General features: G+C 69.0%; 22 protein-coding genes. 10 read left to right on the forward strand and 12 right to left on the reverse strand.

The genetic code is table 11. The features are described 5' to 3' along the window. Positions 1–24: 24 nt before the first annotated feature. The 3 genes from AC06E7_RS01350 to AC06E7_RS01360 are packed head-to-tail and all read right to left on the reverse strand — an operon-like array spanning position 25 to position 1,503. Positions 25–651: a DUF998 domain-containing protein gene (locus AC06E7_RS01350; RefSeq protein ID WP_184126444.1), complete on the reverse strand. Its 627-nt coding sequence runs from the start codon at positions 649–651 to the stop codon at positions 25–27. 12 nt (positions 652–663) lie between these two features. After that, positions 664–855, reverse strand: coding sequence for an oxidoreductase-like domain-containing protein (locus tag AC06E7_RS01355; protein WP_068853587.1), 192 nt, complete (start codon positions 853–855; stop codon positions 664–666). Between the two features lie 45 nt (positions 856–900). Continuing rightward, entirely contained in the window at positions 901–1,503 is a 603-nt protein-coding gene (locus AC06E7_RS01360) for an HD domain-containing protein (protein ID WP_478062612.1), read from the reverse strand. 139 nt (positions 1,504–1,642) lie between these two features. Here AC06E7_RS01360 and AC06E7_RS01365 point away from each other — a divergent pair, with 139 nt between their 5' ends. Continuing rightward, complete coding sequence (locus AC06E7_RS01365; protein ID WP_478062614.1) at positions 1,643–2,779, forward strand: tetratricopeptide repeat protein; 1,137 nt, start codon at positions 1,643–1,645, stop codon at positions 2,777–2,779. Positions 2,780–2,824: 45 nt separating this feature from the next. Here AC06E7_RS01365 and AC06E7_RS01370 read toward each other — a convergent pair whose 3' ends face one another. Continuing rightward, positions 2,825–3,160, reverse strand: coding sequence for a zinc ribbon domain-containing protein YjdM (locus AC06E7_RS01370; protein ID WP_068853590.1), 336 nt, complete (start codon positions 3,158–3,160; stop codon positions 2,825–2,827). 117 nt (positions 3,161–3,277) lie between these two features. Here AC06E7_RS01370 and AC06E7_RS01375 point away from each other — a divergent pair, with 117 nt between their 5' ends. The 3 genes from AC06E7_RS01375 to AC06E7_RS01385 all read left to right on the forward strand — a co-directional run bounded on the left by AC06E7_RS01375 (position 3,278) and on the right by AC06E7_RS01385 (position 5,408). Next, complete coding sequence (locus AC06E7_RS01375; protein WP_426804669.1) at positions 3,278–4,633, forward strand: Hsp70 family protein; 1,356 nt, start codon at positions 3,278–3,280, stop codon at positions 4,631–4,633. Between the two features lie 284 nt (positions 4,634–4,917). Beyond that, positions 4,918–5,217, forward strand: a complete 300-nt coding sequence (locus tag AC06E7_RS01380) for a YkgJ family cysteine cluster protein (RefSeq protein WP_083214278.1) — start codon at positions 4,918–4,920, stop codon at positions 5,215–5,217. 11 nt (positions 5,218–5,228) lie between these two features. Beyond that, on the forward strand, positions 5,229–5,408 hold the full coding sequence (locus AC06E7_RS01385) for a hypothetical protein (protein ID WP_068853593.1): 180 nt from the start codon (positions 5,229–5,231) through the stop codon (positions 5,406–5,408). Positions 5,409–5,454: 46 nt separating this feature from the next. On the opposite strand, the gene AC06E7_RS01390 is transcribed toward AC06E7_RS01385, so the two are convergent. Genes AC06E7_RS01390 through AC06E7_RS01400 form a run of 3 tightly spaced genes read right to left on the reverse strand, consistent with a single transcriptional unit; the run spans position 5,455 to position 7,432 of the window. Beyond that, positions 5,455–6,339 carry a DUF4097 family beta strand repeat-containing protein gene (locus AC06E7_RS01390; RefSeq protein ID WP_478062618.1) on the reverse strand — a complete coding sequence of 295 codons (885 nt, stop codon included), beginning with the start codon at positions 6,337–6,339 and terminating at the stop codon, positions 5,455–5,457. 11 nt (positions 6,340–6,350) lie between these two features. Continuing rightward, positions 6,351–6,851, reverse strand: a complete 501-nt coding sequence (locus AC06E7_RS01395; protein ID WP_478062620.1) for a hypothetical protein — start codon at positions 6,849–6,851, stop codon at positions 6,351–6,353. Continuing rightward, the gene (locus AC06E7_RS01400; RefSeq protein WP_093533465.1) at positions 6,848–7,432 is read right to left on the reverse strand and encodes an RNA polymerase sigma factor; all 585 of its coding nucleotides are present in this window, start codon (positions 7,430–7,432) and stop codon (positions 6,848–6,850) included. The genes AC06E7_RS01395 and AC06E7_RS01400 overlap by 4 nt, the downstream gene beginning before the upstream one ends. Positions 7,433–7,533: 101 nt before the next feature. Here AC06E7_RS01400 and AC06E7_RS01405 point away from each other — a divergent pair, with 101 nt between their 5' ends. Both AC06E7_RS01405 and AC06E7_RS01410 read left to right on the forward strand, forming a co-directional pair. Further along, positions 7,534–7,722, forward strand: coding sequence for a hypothetical protein (locus tag AC06E7_RS01405; RefSeq protein WP_478062622.1), 189 nt, complete (start codon positions 7,534–7,536; stop codon positions 7,720–7,722). Between the two features lie 43 nt (positions 7,723–7,765). Next, on the forward strand, positions 7,766–8,347 hold the full coding sequence (locus AC06E7_RS01410; RefSeq protein ID WP_478062624.1) for a mechanosensitive ion channel domain-containing protein: 582 nt from the start codon (positions 7,766–7,768) through the stop codon (positions 8,345–8,347). A 7-nt stretch (positions 8,348–8,354) separates the two neighbouring features. Here the strand turns inward: AC06E7_RS01410 and AC06E7_RS01415 are convergent, their stop codons facing one another. Continuing rightward, positions 8,355–8,621 (reverse strand): DksA/TraR family C4-type zinc finger protein, encoded by a 267-nt coding sequence (locus tag AC06E7_RS01415; RefSeq protein ID WP_306987822.1) that lies wholly within the window; start codon positions 8,619–8,621, stop codon positions 8,355–8,357. A 109-nt stretch (positions 8,622–8,730) separates the two neighbouring features. Beyond that, on the reverse strand, positions 8,731–9,291 hold the full coding sequence (locus tag AC06E7_RS01420) for a DUF2058 domain-containing protein (RefSeq protein ID WP_478062626.1): 561 nt from the start codon (positions 9,289–9,291) through the stop codon (positions 8,731–8,733). A 47-nt stretch (positions 9,292–9,338) separates the two neighbouring features. On the opposite strand from AC06E7_RS01420, the gene AC06E7_RS01425 reads away from it, so the two are divergent. Further along, positions 9,339–9,836 carry a YgjP-like metallopeptidase domain-containing protein gene (locus tag AC06E7_RS01425; RefSeq protein ID WP_478062627.1) on the forward strand — a complete coding sequence of 166 codons (498 nt, stop codon included), beginning with the start codon at positions 9,339–9,341 and terminating at the stop codon, positions 9,834–9,836. 3 nt (positions 9,837–9,839) lie between these two features. On the opposite strand, the gene AC06E7_RS01430 is transcribed toward AC06E7_RS01425, so the two are convergent. Together AC06E7_RS01430 and AC06E7_RS01435 are read right to left on the reverse strand one after the other, a co-directional pair. After that, positions 9,840–10,151, reverse strand: coding sequence for an AzlD domain-containing protein (locus AC06E7_RS01430; RefSeq protein ID WP_478062628.1), 312 nt, complete (start codon positions 10,149–10,151; stop codon positions 9,840–9,842). Beyond that, positions 10,148–10,867, reverse strand: coding sequence for an AzlC family ABC transporter permease (locus AC06E7_RS01435; protein WP_478062629.1), 720 nt, complete (start codon positions 10,865–10,867; stop codon positions 10,148–10,150). Before AC06E7_RS01435 ends, AC06E7_RS01430 begins: the two co-directional genes overlap by 4 nt. 107 nt (positions 10,868–10,974) lie before the next feature. Here AC06E7_RS01435 and AC06E7_RS01440 point away from each other — a divergent pair, with 107 nt between their 5' ends. Next, entirely contained in the window at positions 10,975–11,685 is a 711-nt protein-coding gene (locus AC06E7_RS01440; RefSeq protein WP_478062631.1) for an rRNA pseudouridine synthase, read from the forward strand. A gap of 38 nt (positions 11,686–11,723) precedes the next feature. Then, positions 11,724–13,274: a phospholipase D family protein gene (locus tag AC06E7_RS01445; protein WP_478062633.1), complete on the forward strand. Its 1,551-nt coding sequence runs from the start codon at positions 11,724–11,726 to the stop codon at positions 13,272–13,274. A 23-nt stretch (positions 13,275–13,297) separates the two neighbouring features. On the opposite strand, the gene AC06E7_RS01450 is transcribed toward AC06E7_RS01445, so the two are convergent. Next, on the reverse strand, positions 13,298–14,392 hold the full coding sequence (locus tag AC06E7_RS01450) for an HDOD domain-containing protein (protein WP_478062635.1): 1,095 nt from the start codon (positions 14,390–14,392) through the stop codon (positions 13,298–13,300). A gap of 292 nt (positions 14,393–14,684) precedes the next feature. Here AC06E7_RS01450 and AC06E7_RS01455 point away from each other — a divergent pair, with 292 nt between their 5' ends. Further along, on the forward strand, positions 14,685–15,782 hold the full coding sequence (locus AC06E7_RS01455) for a Glu/Leu/Phe/Val dehydrogenase dimerization domain-containing protein (RefSeq protein WP_068854729.1): 1,098 nt from the start codon (positions 14,685–14,687) through the stop codon (positions 15,780–15,782). The last annotated feature ends 33 nt before the right edge of the window (positions 15,783–15,815 follow it).

Here is a 15,815-nt window from a genome sequence, read left to right on the forward strand (position 1 = left end):
AAAGTCGACCCACGATACGCCTTTTTAATTTCCTGCAGCCTCTTCACGTCGCGCCTGCCGCCACAGCTGCAGCGCGGCCACGAACAACCACAGCACCACCGCGGCAATCACCAGCTTCTGCCCGGCACCGCGCGGTGGACCCCGCCACAGCACGTGCAGCCACAGCAGCGCGAAACACAGCCAGGCCCACCACCACGCGGCGCTGGCCCAGCGCGCCCACTGCGGGTCGGCACGCAGGTACCAGCTCTGCAGCAGCATCGCCACGCTCACGCACAGGAACGCGGTGTTGGCCGCCAGGCCATGGACCAACGGGGCCAGCAGCGGCGCCTGCCCGGGCAGCCAGCTGTCGCCGATGGCCACGCCCATCAGCCCCAGTCCCGCCACACAGAACAGCAGCGGCGCCGCCGCGCTGCGCCGCGGCGAGCGGCTGGCGGCGTGCAGCGACCAGGCCAGCAGCATGATCGCTACGGCCAGTACGCAGTAGGCGGTCCGCAGCGCAAGGCCCCACGGGCCGTGCAGGTACAGGCTCAACGTGGCCTGCACCCAGTCAAGGTCGTGGCGTGCCCATTGGGTCCACAAGGCGGTCAGCACGAACCCGGCCAGCGCCAGCAGCGCCAGGCCGGCCACATGGGCGTGGGCAGGAAGCTTCATCGCAGGCAGTGCTCAGGGCGCGGCATCGGGGTGGCGCAGCCGCCAGGCCGCGAGGGCGGCGCGATAGCGCTGCAGCTCATCGCTGTACAGGTCCAGCACGCACAGCGGGCAGCCGCTGCCGCAGCACTCGTTGGGGCCGGGTTCTTCCGGCGGTTGCGGGCGCGGATCTGGATCGGGCGTGGCAGATGGGAGGGGAACGGGCATGGCGTGAGCGACGGCCTTCAACCGGTGCAGTGTAATCGACCGCTGTCAGTGCCCGAGTCGCCGGCGCAGGTTGGCCCGCGCCGGCGCATCCAGGCGCTGGTGGAAGAAGTCGCTGAGGAAGATGCGCGGGCTGCGCAGCAGGTGCTTGAGGAACCGCCGCCGGTTGAGCCGGAACAGGAAGCCGGGCACATGCCCGGCGTATTCCTCCGCGATGCCACGGTCGTAGGCATCGAACACGTCGGGCGGCGCGCCCAGGATGGCCATGTCGCAGTCCAGGAACAAGGCCGCTTCGGGGTCAACGTCGGCGGCGCCCAGGGTGCCATGGCGCGCGGTCAGCAGGATCAGCTGTTCGAGCCGGGCCACATCCACGCCGGCGCCCGGCAGCCAGCGCTCCACCTGCGCGCGTGCCAGCGCGGCCGAGCGGGCTTCGTTGTCGTTGCGCCCGGCTTCGTAGATCGCATCGTGGTACAGCGCGGCCAGCTGCACTTCGCGCGGGTGCGCCCAGCCAGGGCCGTCGGCCACCGCCTGGCAGTGCAGCAGCACCGCGCGCACGTGGGGGTAGCCGTGATAGGCCCGCGGGGGCGTGGCGTAGGCGGCTTCCAGGTCGGCCTGCATGGCCGCCGGCAATGAAAGCGGGGAGAAGGTCATGGCGGCATCATTGGCCGGCCCTGCGGTGAATGGCAAGGGCGGTGGCTGGTGCAACAGGCCGACAAGCGGTGCGCCGGCTGCCAGGCGTCGGCCTAGACTGCAGCAACGAAGGCTTCGTCATGCCCGCGAGGTGACCGCGATGAACGGCTGGAAATCCCTTGCCCTGTTGGCCCTGTTGGCCGCCGCACCGACGCCGGTGCTGGCCGCGCCCGTGGATACCGCTGCCACGCAGGCCCCGGCGGTCGAACCCATTCCCTCTCCCCAGCAGATCCTGGCCATTCCGCCGGATCTTCGCGCGTTGCTGCAGGAACGGGTGATCGCCCCGGTCAGTTCGCGCGAACAACGGCTGGTGCGCTTGGTGCACCTGATCTTCGACGAAGACGCGATGCACCTGGAGTACGACCCGTATGCCACCCACACCCTGGCCGAAACGTGGAAGACGCACCGCGCCAACTGCCTGTCCTTCACCCTGATGTTCGTCACCCTGGCGCGCGCGGCGGGCATCGATGCCCGGGTACAGGAGGTGGCGCAGGTGGTCACCTGGCACCAGGACCAGGGCGTGATCTACAACGTGGGCCACGTCAACGTGGGGCTCAACCTCAACGGTCGCACCGCCGTGGTCGACCTGGACCGCAACGTGCTGTATGACCGCTACGGGCCGCGCCCGATCACCGAGCAGCGCGCCCTGGCGCACTTCTACAACAACCGCGGCGCCGAACACATGGCCGAGGGAGACACCGCGCAGGCGCGCGCGTACCTGGACGCCGCGCTGGCGATGGCACCGGCCTTCCCTGCCGGCTGGAACAACCTGGGCGTGCTTGATACCCGCGAAGGCCGCCTGGACCAGGCCCGGAAGGATTACGAGCAGGCCCTGCAGCTGCAACCGCGGCATGCGGCGGCGCTGACCAATGCCAGCGCCTTGTATCGCAGGCTGGGCGACGCGCGCCGCGCTGACGTGCTGGCCAAGCGGCTGGAACAGGTGCAGAAAAGCGATCCCTTCGCGCAGTTCCGGTTCGGCAACGAAGCCGAACAGCGCCACGACTATGCGCAGGCCATCGCGTACTACCAGCAGGCGGTGCGCCTGTACAGCAGTGCGCACCAGTTCCATTTCGGGCTGGCACGCGCCTACTTCCTGGCCGGCAACACCCGCCGCGCGTCACTTGAAATGCTGCGCGCCCGCGACCTGGCCGGCGAAGATGCCGACGTGCTGCGGGCGACCTACCAGGCCAAGCTGGACAGCCTGCAGAAATGGCGGGAACGCACGGCCAGCAATTGAATGGCGGCGTGCCGCCGCTGATGCGTAACGACCAACGGTCGTTACCTACGCCTTTTTCAAAAAACAGGTCTTCAGGACCAGGCCCTTGATCTTGTCCGAGTTGCCTTCGATGTGCTCGGCATCGTCTTCGACCAGGCGGATGTTGCGGATCACGGTGCCCTGCTTGAGCGGGATCGACGAGCCCTTGACCTTCAGGTCCTTGATCACGGTGACGGTGTCGCCGCTGGCCAGCGTGTTGCCGTTGCTGTCACGCACGACCAGGCCCTGGCCGCCTTCATCGCCGGCCGCCCACTCATGGCCGCAGTCGGCGCAGATCCACAGCGCGCCATCGGCATAGGTGTTTTCCAGGGTGCATTGCGGGCAGGCGGGTGCGGCGGACATGATGAAGCCTTGAGGTTCGAAACAACCCCCATTGTAACCGCCCGGCCCGGGCAGGCCTTGCACCGGCGGCCCGCTTGCCGCACAGTGCGCGCCCCCTGACCTCCGGCCCGGCCCCGCATGAAAATCGGCATCGACTTTGGCACCAGCAACTCCGCCGCCGCCGCCGTGGTGGACGGCCGGGTCGTGCCGATCCGGTTTGGCGAGGCCGAACAGTTCCGCACCACGGTGTATTTCCCCGAGGTGATGCGCGATCCGAACGACTTCGAACTGACCCCGGCGCTGGAGCACGAACTGGCCCGATTGATCGACGCGGCCGCGCGCGACGCCCGCGCCGCCGGCCAGGAACGCGCGCCGGATGCGCTGCGCCGGGAGGCCCTGCGCGTGGTGCGCCGGCAGTGGATGGAAGAGCAGATGCGCGCGCCGCTGAGCTCGACCAAGCTGCTGCAGAACGCGGTGTACGGGGACGAGGCGCTGGAAGCCTACTTCGAGGAGAACGAAGGCAACCTGGTGCAGAGCCCGAAATCGATGCTGGGCTACAACCTGCACCCGCGCGCGCGCCAGACCATCACCGGCATCGCCACGCACATCCTCGAGCACATCCGGCTGACCGCGTCGCGCCAGCTCGACGCGCCGGTGCGCACCGCCACGCTGGGCCGCCCGGTGCAGTTCCGCAGCTCGATCGGCGCGGCCGGCAACGACCAGGCGCTGGACATCCTGCACACCGCCGCGATCGCCGCGGGTTTCGACAGCGTCGATTTCCTGGAGGAACCGGCTGCCGCAGCCATGCATTACCACGCCGAAAGCGCGCAGGAACATGACGCGGTGGTGGTCGACATCGGCGGCGGCACCACCGATGTGGCGCATGCGCGGGTGGGCGGCGTACAGGCCCCGAAGATCCATCGCGCATGGGGTATCGCGCGCGGTGGTACCGATATCGACCTGGCCTTGAGCCTCGGCGCCTACATGCCGCTGTTCGGCCGCGGCCACAGCCGCGTGCCGGCGCACCACTACGTGGAGGCCGCGATGGTGCAGGACATGACCCGCCAGCGCGATTTCCGCCAGCACAACTACCGCGAGGCCGAGGCGCCGTGGGGCGCGCGCCTGCAGGCGCTGCAGGACACCGGCAACACCGCACGCCTGTACCGCGAGGTGGAGCGCTGCAAGATCGCCCTGAGCAGCGCGCCAGAGCACACCAGTGCGCTGGACTTCATCGAACGCGGCCTGGGGGTGGATGTCGACCCGTCCCGGCTGGAAGCGGCGGCCGGCAGCTACCTGGGCGAACTGACCGGGTTGCTGGAACAGGTCCGGGCCGATATCGGGCACGACCCGGCGGCGATCTTCCTGACCGGCGGCATGTCACGCGCGGGCTATCTGCAGGCGGCGGTGGCCGCAGCCTTCCCCGGCTCGACGCTGGTGCGCGGCAACCCCTCGTTCGGCGTGGTGCACGGCCTGGCGTGGGCCGCCGCAGGCTGAGCCTGAGGGCGCGAAGCCCCCGTGGGACAAGGGTTTCCGGCCGTGAAACCCTCGCATTAACAAAACGTTACGCCGAAAGCGCTATCATCTTTCGGCTTCGATGCGCAATGCGCATGTCGTACCCAGCCTCGAAGAGGCCACCATCCTCGCCGATACCGCCGCCGTCCGGATCCGTCCGCGGCGCTGGGATCGTCTATCGCTGTGATCCGGCTCGTTCCCAGCATGCAGCACCCCCTGAGCCGCCAAGAGAGATTCGATTGGGCGAAATCGCCAAGGCCGACCCCATCGACTGCCGCCGCTGCGACGCAGTCTGTTGCCGGCTGTCGGTCACCGTCATGCCTGACGACGCGGTACCCGGCTACCTGCTGGATACCGACGAAGCGGGCCGCACCGTGATGGCGCGCAACGACGAAGGTTGGTGCGCCGCGATCGACCCCTATCACCTGCGCTGCACCATTTATTCGCAGCGTCCCGCGATCTGCCGCCAGTTTGCGATGGGCGGCGATGACTGCCGCCTCGTGCGGCAGGACTACCGTCGACAACAGCACGATGCGTCGACGATTTTTTCCACGCTACACCCATGACAGGAGCATCCATGGCCCGTTCGCCAAAGACCTCCCCCAAGGCAGGCAACACCGTTCGCGTTGACCGCAAGCAGGGTTCCAACACCGCACTGAGCAGCGCCAGCATCGCTGCCGATCTGGCTGCGTTCCGCAAGAGCGGCGGCAAGATCGAAGTACTGGGCAACACCCTGGCGCTGAAAAAGGCCGGCTGACGCCGCTGCCGTCCGCACCGGCCCCCGGCCGGTGCGGGGGCCGCACTCAGCGGCCGCCCAGCGAGACCCGCACGTTGCCCGAATGGGCATTGATCGAAATATCGCCGTCACCGCCGCCCAGGCGCGTGTCCAGGCTGCGACCCGGGCCATAACGCGGCCGTTCCACCTGGCCGGCATCGGACTGGATGTCGCCACTGAAGGTCTTCACGGCCAGCTGCGCCGAGACCCTGGCCGGCAGGCGGAGGGCGATCGACCCGCTCACCGTCTGCAACGTCACCTTGCCACCCGGCGCCAGGCCGGACGCTGCCACGGTGAGGTTGCCGGAGACCGCTTCGGCGGCCAGGCGCTGCACCTGCGCCGTGTCCAGGCGGATGCTGCCCGATACCGTTTCCGCCGAGACCTCACCGCCCATGCCGCCGCCGGCCTGGATCGAACCGCTGACCGCACGCAGTGCCATGCGCTGGCTCTGTACCTGCGCGCGGATATCGCCGCTGACGGTACTCAGGCTGGCTTCGGCCGTGCGCCCGGCGGCCGAGACATCGCCACTTACCGCATTGGCCTGCAGGCGGCGCAGGTCGACCTCGGCCACGTCGATGTCGGCACTTACCGTGCCCAGCTGCACTTCCACAGAGCGCGGCACCCGCAGCTCCAGCGTGGCGCCGCCATTGTTGCCGTTGCGCGGGTAGATCACTTCCCAGCGCACCCGGTTGGTGCTCTTGTCCTGCTGCAGGCGCAGGCCATCGGCCATGCTGCCGGTCAACGCCACTTCATTGCGGTCCCAGCCCCGCACGGTGACCTTGCCGGCGATGTTGCTCACTTCCACGCGCCCGCCCGCGGCCAGCGGATGGCGCTCGTCGACGCGGGTGGCGGCCTGCGCGGCCAGGGGCAGCAGCACGGCCAGGGCTGCGGTGAAACGCAGGGTGTTTCGCATGGGACTCTCCTTCAGGATGGCAGGCCAGCGGCGTTGACGGCCTGCTGGGTAAGTTCAAGGCGCAGCGCGTAGGTGCGCTGCAGCTGGGTAAGCAGGTAACCCGAGCGCGGGTTTTCGGCGATGGCCGCGCGGATGTACACGGCACTGGTATCCAGTTCGTGCAGCGCCGGCTGCCAGTCCGCGCCGATCGGGGCGGCCGGCAGCGTGGCCATCGCCTGCTGGTACTCGGCGGCGATCACGTCGGCCTGCCGTTGCAGGGGCGACGGGCGCGGCGTGGGCGGCGTGGAGGTGGGTGCCACCACCAGCACCGCCAGCGCCGCGGCGAGGCCCAGGCCGACCCGCAGCGACCAACGGCGCGCACGCGGTGCCGGCGCAGCGGCTGGCAGCGCAGCCACGCGCGGCGGAAGCTGCGCAGCGATGCGCTGCCAGGCATCCGCCGGCGGCAATCGTTCGGCGGGCAGCGCGCGCAGGCGCGCCTGCAGATCGGAATCGAGGTCGTGGTTGTCGTTCATGCCGGTTCTCCCAGACGCGCGCGCAACAGGCCGCGCGCGCGGTGCAACTGTGCCTTGGAACTGCCCACCGCCATCTGCAGCTGGTCGGCAATCTCCTGGTGTTTCCATCCTTCGATGTCGTGCAGTACCAGCACCGCCCGGGCGCGCGGCGGCAGGGTCTCCAGCGCGCGCTCCAGGTCCAGGCTGGTCCCCGCGCAGCGATCCACTGCCGGCACTGCCGCCAGCAGGTCCCAGCCTTCTTCGCCACTGTCGCCCGCGTCGCGGGCAGCATTGGCGCGAAGCTCCATCAGCGCCGCGTTTACCCCGAGCCGGTGCAGCCAGGTACCCAGGCTGCTGTCGAAGCGGAACCCCGGCAGTGCGCGCCAGGCCTGCAGGAACGCCTCCTGGAGCGCATCCTCGGCACGCGCGGCATGACCGCCGCACAGCCGCCACAACACCGCATACAGGCGCGGCGCGTGCCGATGGTAGATGCGCTCGTAGGCGGCGGTGTCGCCGGCCACCGCCGCCCGCACCCACGCGCACTCGTCGGTGGAATCGGCGTCGTTGGCAGCGCGGAGGGCGGGCATGGTCGTATCGAGCATATCCCTTGGATGCGGGGTCGATCGAAAAGGTTTAAACCTTTCCGGCACCCGCGGCATCCAATCTCCTGTCACCACGCCGGGCGTGGTCCCAGGAGTTGCCCATGTCCCCCAGTTGCCTTGCCCTTCTGCTGTCGCTGGCCAGCGCGTGCACCCTGCCGGGAAGCCCGGTGACGCTGCGGGTGGCACTGCCGCCGCAACCGGACCTGTGCGTGCAGTACCAGGACCATGCACCGCTCTGCGTTTCAAGGCTGGTCGGTGTGCTCTCGCAGCCGCGCAGGGCCCGGCGCTAGCGCGCGGGGTAAACTGACGCACCCACGTCGAACCCCGGTTTCCATGAAAGAACACCTGCCCACCTGGACCCATGAGTGGCTGCAGTACGGGGCGCCTGCCCTGAAAATCCTGCTGACCCTGCTGGTGGCGTGGCTGCTGCGGCTGATCGCGCGCCGGCTGCTGCGCCGCGTGGGCGAGCACTACACGCTGCCACCGGAGATGGTGATGGGCGCGCGCCGGGTGTTCACGTTCGTGGTGTATTTCACCGTGCTGCTGGTGGTGCTGCAGATCATCGGCGTGCAGGCCAGCGTGCTGTGGACCGCGTTCACCGGCTTTGCCGCAGTGGGCGCGGTGGCATTCTTCGCCGCGTGGAGCGTGCTCTCCAACATCTTCTGCACCCTGCTCATCTTCACCACCCGCCCGTTCCGGCTGCACGACTACATCGAGGTGCTGGAGAACGGCGAGAAGCCCGGCCTGAAGGGCCGCGTCATCGACGTCAACCTGATCTACACCACCCTGGAGGAGAACAGCGGCGGCCACGAAGGCACGGTGCTGCAGATTCCCAACAACATGTTCTTCCAGCGCACGGTGCGCCGCTGGCGTGATCCGTCGCAGGCGCCGGGCGGCATCCAGGGCGACGGGTGATCCGGCGTCAGCGCAGCTGGCTGTCCTTGCTGCCCCGCCGGTTGTACATGCCTGCATCGTGCTGCGCGGCATCCTCGGCCTCCTGGCAGCGCACGCACAGGCGCACGCCGGGCACGGCACGGCGCCGCGCTTCGGGTATGGGCGCTTCGCATTCCTCGCAATGGGTCAACCCGGGGCCGTGGCGCAGCTGCGCGCGGGCGCGCTGGATCGCGTCATCCACGGTCGCGTCGATCTGGTCCTGGACGGCGCCGTCGCCTGCCCACCCTGTGGCCATGCCGCATCTCCCATACCGTTGCCGGAGCGCCAGCATAGATCCGGCCGGGCGCCGTCGGTTTACGGCCGGCTGAACATGCCCCGCTTCCAGTGAACCGTTCAGCCCGGCATCACCAGATCAGGTCGTCGGGCACCTGGAACTGCGCGTAGTAGGCATCGTCCTCGGCATTGCCGGTGCTGGGCTCGGCGGGCGCGGCGCGATCCTTGCCGTTGTCGAGCACGATCACGGCCGGATCGCGTTCGCGGATCTTGTCGGCGGCCGCACGCGGCACCAGCTCAAAGCCCTCACCCAGCCGCACGATCACCAGGCTGCCCGCGGCCAGCTGGCGGCGCAGCATCTCGTTGACCAGCATCGTGCGGATCAGGGTGCCGTCGTTGAAGCGGTACTCGCTTTCGCCTTCGCGCTTGACCCGGTTGCTTTCGATGATCTGGCGCACCTGGGCCTGCAGCTCCTGCAGGCGGTTCTTTTCCTTGCGCTCGGCTTCCAGCGCGCGGTCGCGCTCGGCTTTTTCCGCCCGCAGGCGCTCGGCCTCGCGCTGGCTGTCGGTGGGCGCCACCGGGGCCTTGCCGTGGCGGGCCTTCACCTGCTCGCGTGCGGCCTGGGACACCTGGGATTTCTTGACCAGCCCGGCCTTGAGCAGCTGTTCCTGCAGGGGATTTGCCTTCGCCATTGCCTTTGCATCTGTTGGTGCGGGATTCCAGGCGTCATCATAGCGGCATGACCGCCCTGAAGTACCTTGCCGGCTACCCCGACGCCCTGCAGCAGCAGGTGCGCGAGCTGATCGCGGCCGATCGGCTGGGCCCCTGGCTGGAGCGCCGCTATGCCGAGCTGCACACGGTGCGCAACGACCGTCAGCTGTATGACTACACCCAGGCCCTGAAGGAGCGCTACCTGCGCCAGTCGGTGCCGTTGTCCAAGGTGATCTACGACAGCCGCCTGCAGGTGCTCAAGCATGCACTGGGCACCCATACCACCGTCTCGCGGGTGCAGGGCAGCCGGCTCAAGGCCAGCCGCGAGATCCGCATCGCCAGCGTGTTCCGCGAGGCACCTGCCCCGTTCCTGAAGATGATCGTGGTGCACGAACTGGCGCACCTGAAGGAATCGGACCACAACAAGGCGTTCTACCAGCTGTGCACCCACATGGAAGCGGACTACCACCAGCTGGAGTTCGACCTGCGCCTGTACCTGACCCACCTGGAGCGCGCCAGCAGCTGACGCTCAGCCGATACCGGCCCAGCGCAGCGCGGCGGCGGCCGCCGCACCCAACACCACCACCGCCAGGAACGGCAGCCGCAGCAGCAACGCCACGGCCGCCACGGCCAGCGCGGCCAGGCGGGCATCCAGCGCCACCGACGCACCGGCAGCCACCGCATTCATGGCGGTCAGCGACGCCAGCAGGCCGATCGTGAGCGTGCCGGCCACCCGGGTCATGCGCGGTGACTCCAGCCAGCGCGCCGGCACCAGCCACCCGGCCAGCTTGATCACATAGGCCGCCACGCAGCCCAGCAGCAACCATGCCCACAGGCTCATGCGTGCTCCCCGGACGAACGCGGCTCCACGTCCGGCTCCAGCCCTTCATCGCGTGGACCGGGCACGAACGCGCCCCACGCTGCCGCCACCGTGGCCGCCAGCAGGATCGGAATGCCCGGGGGCACCCACGGCAACGCCAGCACCGTGACCAGCGCGGCCACGATGGCGATGGCCACCGCATCACGCTGGCGCAGCCGGGGCCACAGCAACGCCAGGAACGCCGCCACTGCGGCACCGTCCAGGCCCCACCGGCGCGGATCACCCAGCGCGTCGCCGGCGATGGCGCCGACGGCGGTGAACAGGTTCCAGAGCAGGAACACGCCGACGCCGGCGGTCCAGAACCCGCGCCGCTGCTCCAGCGCCACGGTCTGGCTGGACGCGGTGGCGGCCGATTCGTCGATGGTGATCTGCGCACCCACCCCGCGCCGCCAGCCGCGCAGCCCGAGCATCCGGTTCATCTGCATGCCGTATACCGCGTTGCGCACGCCGAGCAGCGTGGCGGCGGTGAACGCGGCGGAACCGGCACCGCCGCCCGCGATCACGCCGATGAACGCAAACTGCGAGCCGCCGGTGAACATCAACAGGCTCAGCGCCTGCGCCTGCCACGGGCTCAGCCCGGCCGCCACCGCCAGCGCACCAAAGGAAATGCCATACAGGCCGGTAGCCACGGCAATGGAAAGGCCGACTTTCACGGCAGGGGACGCGCGCCAGTTCATCATCGGATCATGCCAGCAGCGGCGCGGGGCCGCAGCCCTGTCACGCGCAGCCCCGGCCCCGAGCCAGTACACTCCCCGCCCGCGTCCCGCTTTGTGCTGCCTGCCTGATGACCGATCCGATCCGACTCGACAAACACCTGACCCGCCTGATCGGCTGCTCGCGGGGCGACGCCCAGCGCTTCATCGAGGGAGGCTGGGTGACCGTCAACGGTGTGGTGGTCGAACAACCGCAGGCGATGGTCGCCGATGAAGTGGTGGTGCTGCGCGAGAACGCCGAGGCGACCCGCGCCGAGACGGTCAGCATGCTGCTGCACAAACCAGCCGGGATGCGCGCTGATGAACTGTGCGCACTGGTCACGCCGGAGACCCGCAGCGAACTGGACGCCACCGGCGTGGCCCTGCTGCAGCGGCACTTCCACGCGCTGCAGTTGGTGATGCCGCTGGCCGATGAGGACAGCGGCCTGGTGGTGGTCAGCCAGGACGGCCGCGTGGTGTCGCATCTGAAGGACCGCGGCGCGACGCTGGAGCAGGAATACCTGGTCGAGGTCAGCGGCGAGCTGGTGCCCTACGGCGTGAAGCGGCTTGCGCACGGCCTGAGCTTCCGCAACTGGCCGTTGCCGCCGTGCAAGGTCAGCTGGCAGAACGAAACCCGTCTGCGCTTTGCGATCAAGCCGGTGGCCCCCGGCCAGCTGCGCGACATGTGCCGGCAGGTCGGGCTGGAGGTCATCAGCGTGCGTCGCCTGCGCATCGGCCGGGTGGCGATGGGCAAGCTGGCCCCGGGCCAGTGGCGCTACCTGGCGCCGGACGAACGCTTCTGAGCCGCGCACGCAACCCGCAGAAGCCACTGTGGCGCCGCGTGCTGCGCGGCGCGGGCATCCTGCTGGCGATCGTGACCCTGCTGGTGCTCAGCGGGCTGCTGCTGGGCGACCACCTCACGCCCAAGGCGATGGGACCGCGCAGCAGCGTGCTGCCGCTGCAGCCGGCACAGAGCGCGATCGATCGCGAGGTGGTGCGCCTGCAGGCCGAGCACCCGGACCAGTCCGGCGTGGCGTTCCTGTCCGAAGGGCTGGATGCGTACGCCGCGCGCGCGGTGATCACCCGCCATGCCGCCCGCAGCCTGGACCTGCAGTACTACATCTGGAAGGACGACCTGATCGGCCACCTGATGGCGCAGGAGCTGTACCAGGCCGCCGAACGTGGCGTGCGCGTGCGCCTGCTGCTGGATGACATGAACGCGCAGGACAAGGATGCATTGATGATGGCGCTCGATGAGCACCCCAACATCGAGATCCGCCTCTACAACCCGTTCCGCAACCGCGATGGACTGTGGCGGCTGGTGGAGATGGTGCAGCGCTTCTTCAGCGTCAACCACCGCATGCACAACAAACAGTGGATCGCCGATGGCCGGGTCGCCATCGTCGGCGGGCGCAACATCGGCGAGGAATACTTCAGCGCGCGCAGCGATGTGAACTTCCGCGACCTGGACCTGATCGTGGCCGGCAAGGCGGTGCAGCAGGCCAATACGATCTTCGATGCGTACTGGAACAGCGACGCGGCGGTCCCCGTGGCCGCCCTCGCCTTCCACACCCCGGCCCAGCTGCGCCTGCTGATGCTTGAATCGGCACACGAGGCCAAGCTGGCGGCCGCCCGACCCTATCTTGAGCGCGTCGAGCGTTCGCCGGCAGCGCGTTCGTTCTACACCGATGCGGTAGACCTGCACTGGTCGCCGGGCGTGGAGATCGTGTCCGATCCGGCGATGAAGCACCGCCGCGACGACCCCGCCAACTGGCTGGTCACCCGGCTGGTGCGCGAACTTGAGACCACCCGCCACAAGGCGCTGTTGATCTCGCCCTACTTCGTGCCGGGCGAGGAAGGCACGCGCGGGATGGCCGCGATGGTGCGGCGCGGCGCCTACGTGGGCGTGGTCACCAACTCACTGGCCGCCAATGACGTGGCGGCCGTGCACAGCGGCTACATGCATTACCGCGCACCGCTGCTGCGCGATGGCGTGCACCTGTACGAACTGCGATCGCGCGGCGCGGGTGGCGGCAGCGGCGGCCTGTTCGGCAGCAGCGGCGCCAGCCTGCATACCAAGGCCTTCATGATCGATGACCAGCGTGGCTTCGTCGGCTCGTTCAACCTGGACCCGCGTTCTGCCTACCTCAACACGGAGATGGGGGTGCTGTTTGATGATCGGGAACTGGCCGCGCAGTTGCGCGCGGAATACCTGCGCCTGGCCGATCCGAAGCAGAGCTATTGGGTGACGCTGGGTGCCGATGACCAGGTGCGTTGGCTGGATCGGGCCGAACAGCCCCCGCAATTGCTGGATCGAGAGCCGGACACCTCGTTCTGGCAGCGCGCCAGCGCCCGCGCCATCAGCTGGTTGCCCTTGGAATCCCAACTTTAGGAGCAGCCACGCGGGGCGTGGCGCTACGCGTCGGCCGACTCGTCCGCCTCCAGCGTTTCCACCGCGCGACCATGCAGGCGGCGCCAGATCCACTGCAATGCATGCGCCGGGGTGTCATGCAGCTGCTCCAGCAGCGCCAGCGCCTGGGCCTGGCTGATCCGGCCATGCCGGCACAGCAGGCTGGCCGATGCCCCGGCACGCGCGAAGTGCAGGCTGGCCGCCAGCCCACCGCCTGTCGCATCGGCGTCGCGCAGCAGCGCCTGGTGCACCGAGGGCGGCAGTTCCCAGGCCGCCGCGATGCGGCTGGCTACCGGCAGGGTCCAGGCATCCAGCAGGGTGCCGGCCAGCTGCGGTGACGGCAGCACAGCCTGTTCACGGGCAACGTCCAGCAGGTGTCGCATCACCAGGGCCGCGCCAAGGCCTTGGGTCAGCCCCATCCACTGCGCGGCGAAACCGTCTTCATGGGTCACCAGGCGGGCGTGATCGGCTGCGGCCCGCGAGGCCAGCAGCGCGTGCTCCCAGACCACGGTTCCGAACTGCGGAAAGGCGTCGCTGTGCAGTTGCATCACCGGTTGCACCAGCACCGCGCTGATGATCTGGCGGATGCCCTCGGTACCGACCAGCGTGACCGCGCGCTGCAGGCTGTCTACCGGCTTGGCCTGCAGCCGGTAGACCGGGCTGTTGGCGATGCGCAGCAGGTTGCCGGTCAGCACCGCATCCTGGCTGATGATCGAGGCCATGCTGCGCGCCGAGGCGTCGCTGTCGTTCACGGTCTGGATCAGCTGCGGCAGCAGCTGCGGCCGGCGCGGCAGGTGCCGGGCCGACCAGTCCTGCGCCTCCAGCGCTGCCGCCACCGCCGCCAGCAGGGCCGCGTCCTGCGCGACGGTGGCCGGCGCGCTGCCGCTACCCGGCTGCAACGCCAGTGCGTGCAGGCCGGCCTGCAGCACCTGGTCCGCATCGCCACTGCAGGGCTGAGGCGGGGTCGGCGGCTGCGGCTGCGTACGGGCCCGGCCGCCGGTACTACCCGGCGCCGGTCCCGCCTCCGCCGGGCGGCGATACCAGCCCCACCCCAGAAATGCCACGACCAGCACGCCGGCCCCCGCCAGGATCACCATCATCGGGCCGCGCCCCTGCCGGTGCGGCACCGCACCCGAATTGTCGCCACTGCACCCACGTGATCCGTCCTGGCTTGCCGGTACTGCGCACCGTTGCCACGGCATCGGCCCGGAACGGGGCAACTTTAGCGGGCAATGGTCACCCGGCCCTGACAACACCGTCCGGCGGAATGCACTAGAATGGCGCCGCGCGACCCGTCCTGACCAACCGACGACGTCGCTTTTTTTGTTTTACACCCACCTTTTGCTGGTGCGTTCGCCGGCGTTTGCCGTCGTTCGCAGCATCGGAGTCGCCATGTTATTTGAAACCCTCGAAACGTCCGGCCATGAACAGGTGGTGTTCTGCCACAGCCGCGATGCCGGTCTGAGGGCCATCATCGCCATCCACAACACCACGCTGGGTCCGGCGCTGGGCGGTGTGCGCATGCGCCCCTACGCCAGCACGGACGACGCGCTGGCCGACGCGCTGCGGCTCAGCCGCACGATGACCTACAAGAACGCGCTGGCGGGCTTGAATGTCGGGGGTGGCAAAGCGGTGATCATCGGCGACCCGCGCAAGGACAAGACCGAGGTGCTGTTCCGCGCGTTCGGCCGCTACGTGGATTCGCTCGGCGGGCGCTACATCACCGCCGAGGACGTCGGTACCGACGTCAATGACATGGAAAACATCTACCTGGAAAGCGAGTACGTCACCGGCGTGCACCAGGTACACGGCGGCTCGGGCGACCCGGCCCCGTTCACCGCCTACGGCGCGCTGCAGGCGCTGATGGCGGCCATGCAGCACAAGCTCGGCCACGAGGAAGTGGGCAAGGTCAGCATCGCGGTGCAGGGCCTGGGCCATATCGGCATGGAACTGGTGAAGCTGCTGCGGGATCGCGGCGCCAAGCTGTTCGTCACCGATCTGGACCCTGCGCTGGTGGAGCGCGCGGTGACCGAGTACGGCGCCGAGGCGGTCAAGCCCGATGACATCTACGACGTCAACGCCGATGTGTTCGCGCCGTGCGCGCTGGAAGGGGCGATCAATGCGCAGACCCTGCCGCGCCTGAAGTGCAAGATCGTCTGCGGCACCGCCAACAACCAGCTCTCCACGCCCGAGATCGGCGATGAGCTGCATGCCCGCGGCATCCTGTATGCCCCGGACTATGCGGTGAATGCGGGCGGGGTGATGAATGTGTCGCTGGAAATCGACGGCTACAACCGCGAACGCGCGATGCGCCTGATCCGCAGCATCTACCACAACCTGGGCCGCATCTTCGCGCTGTCCCAGCAGGAAGGCATTGCGCCGCAGCGCGCCGCCGACCGCATCGCCGAAACCCGCATCCAGTCGATCGGCAAGCTGAAGATGCCGCTGGGACGTGCGCGCCCGCGACTGGGCACGCTGCGCGGCGGCTGATTCCAGCGGGCAGATGAAAAAAAAGGGCGCGAT

The sequence above is a fragment of the Stenotrophomonas sp. Steno-Z4 genome (assembly GCF_056393145.1).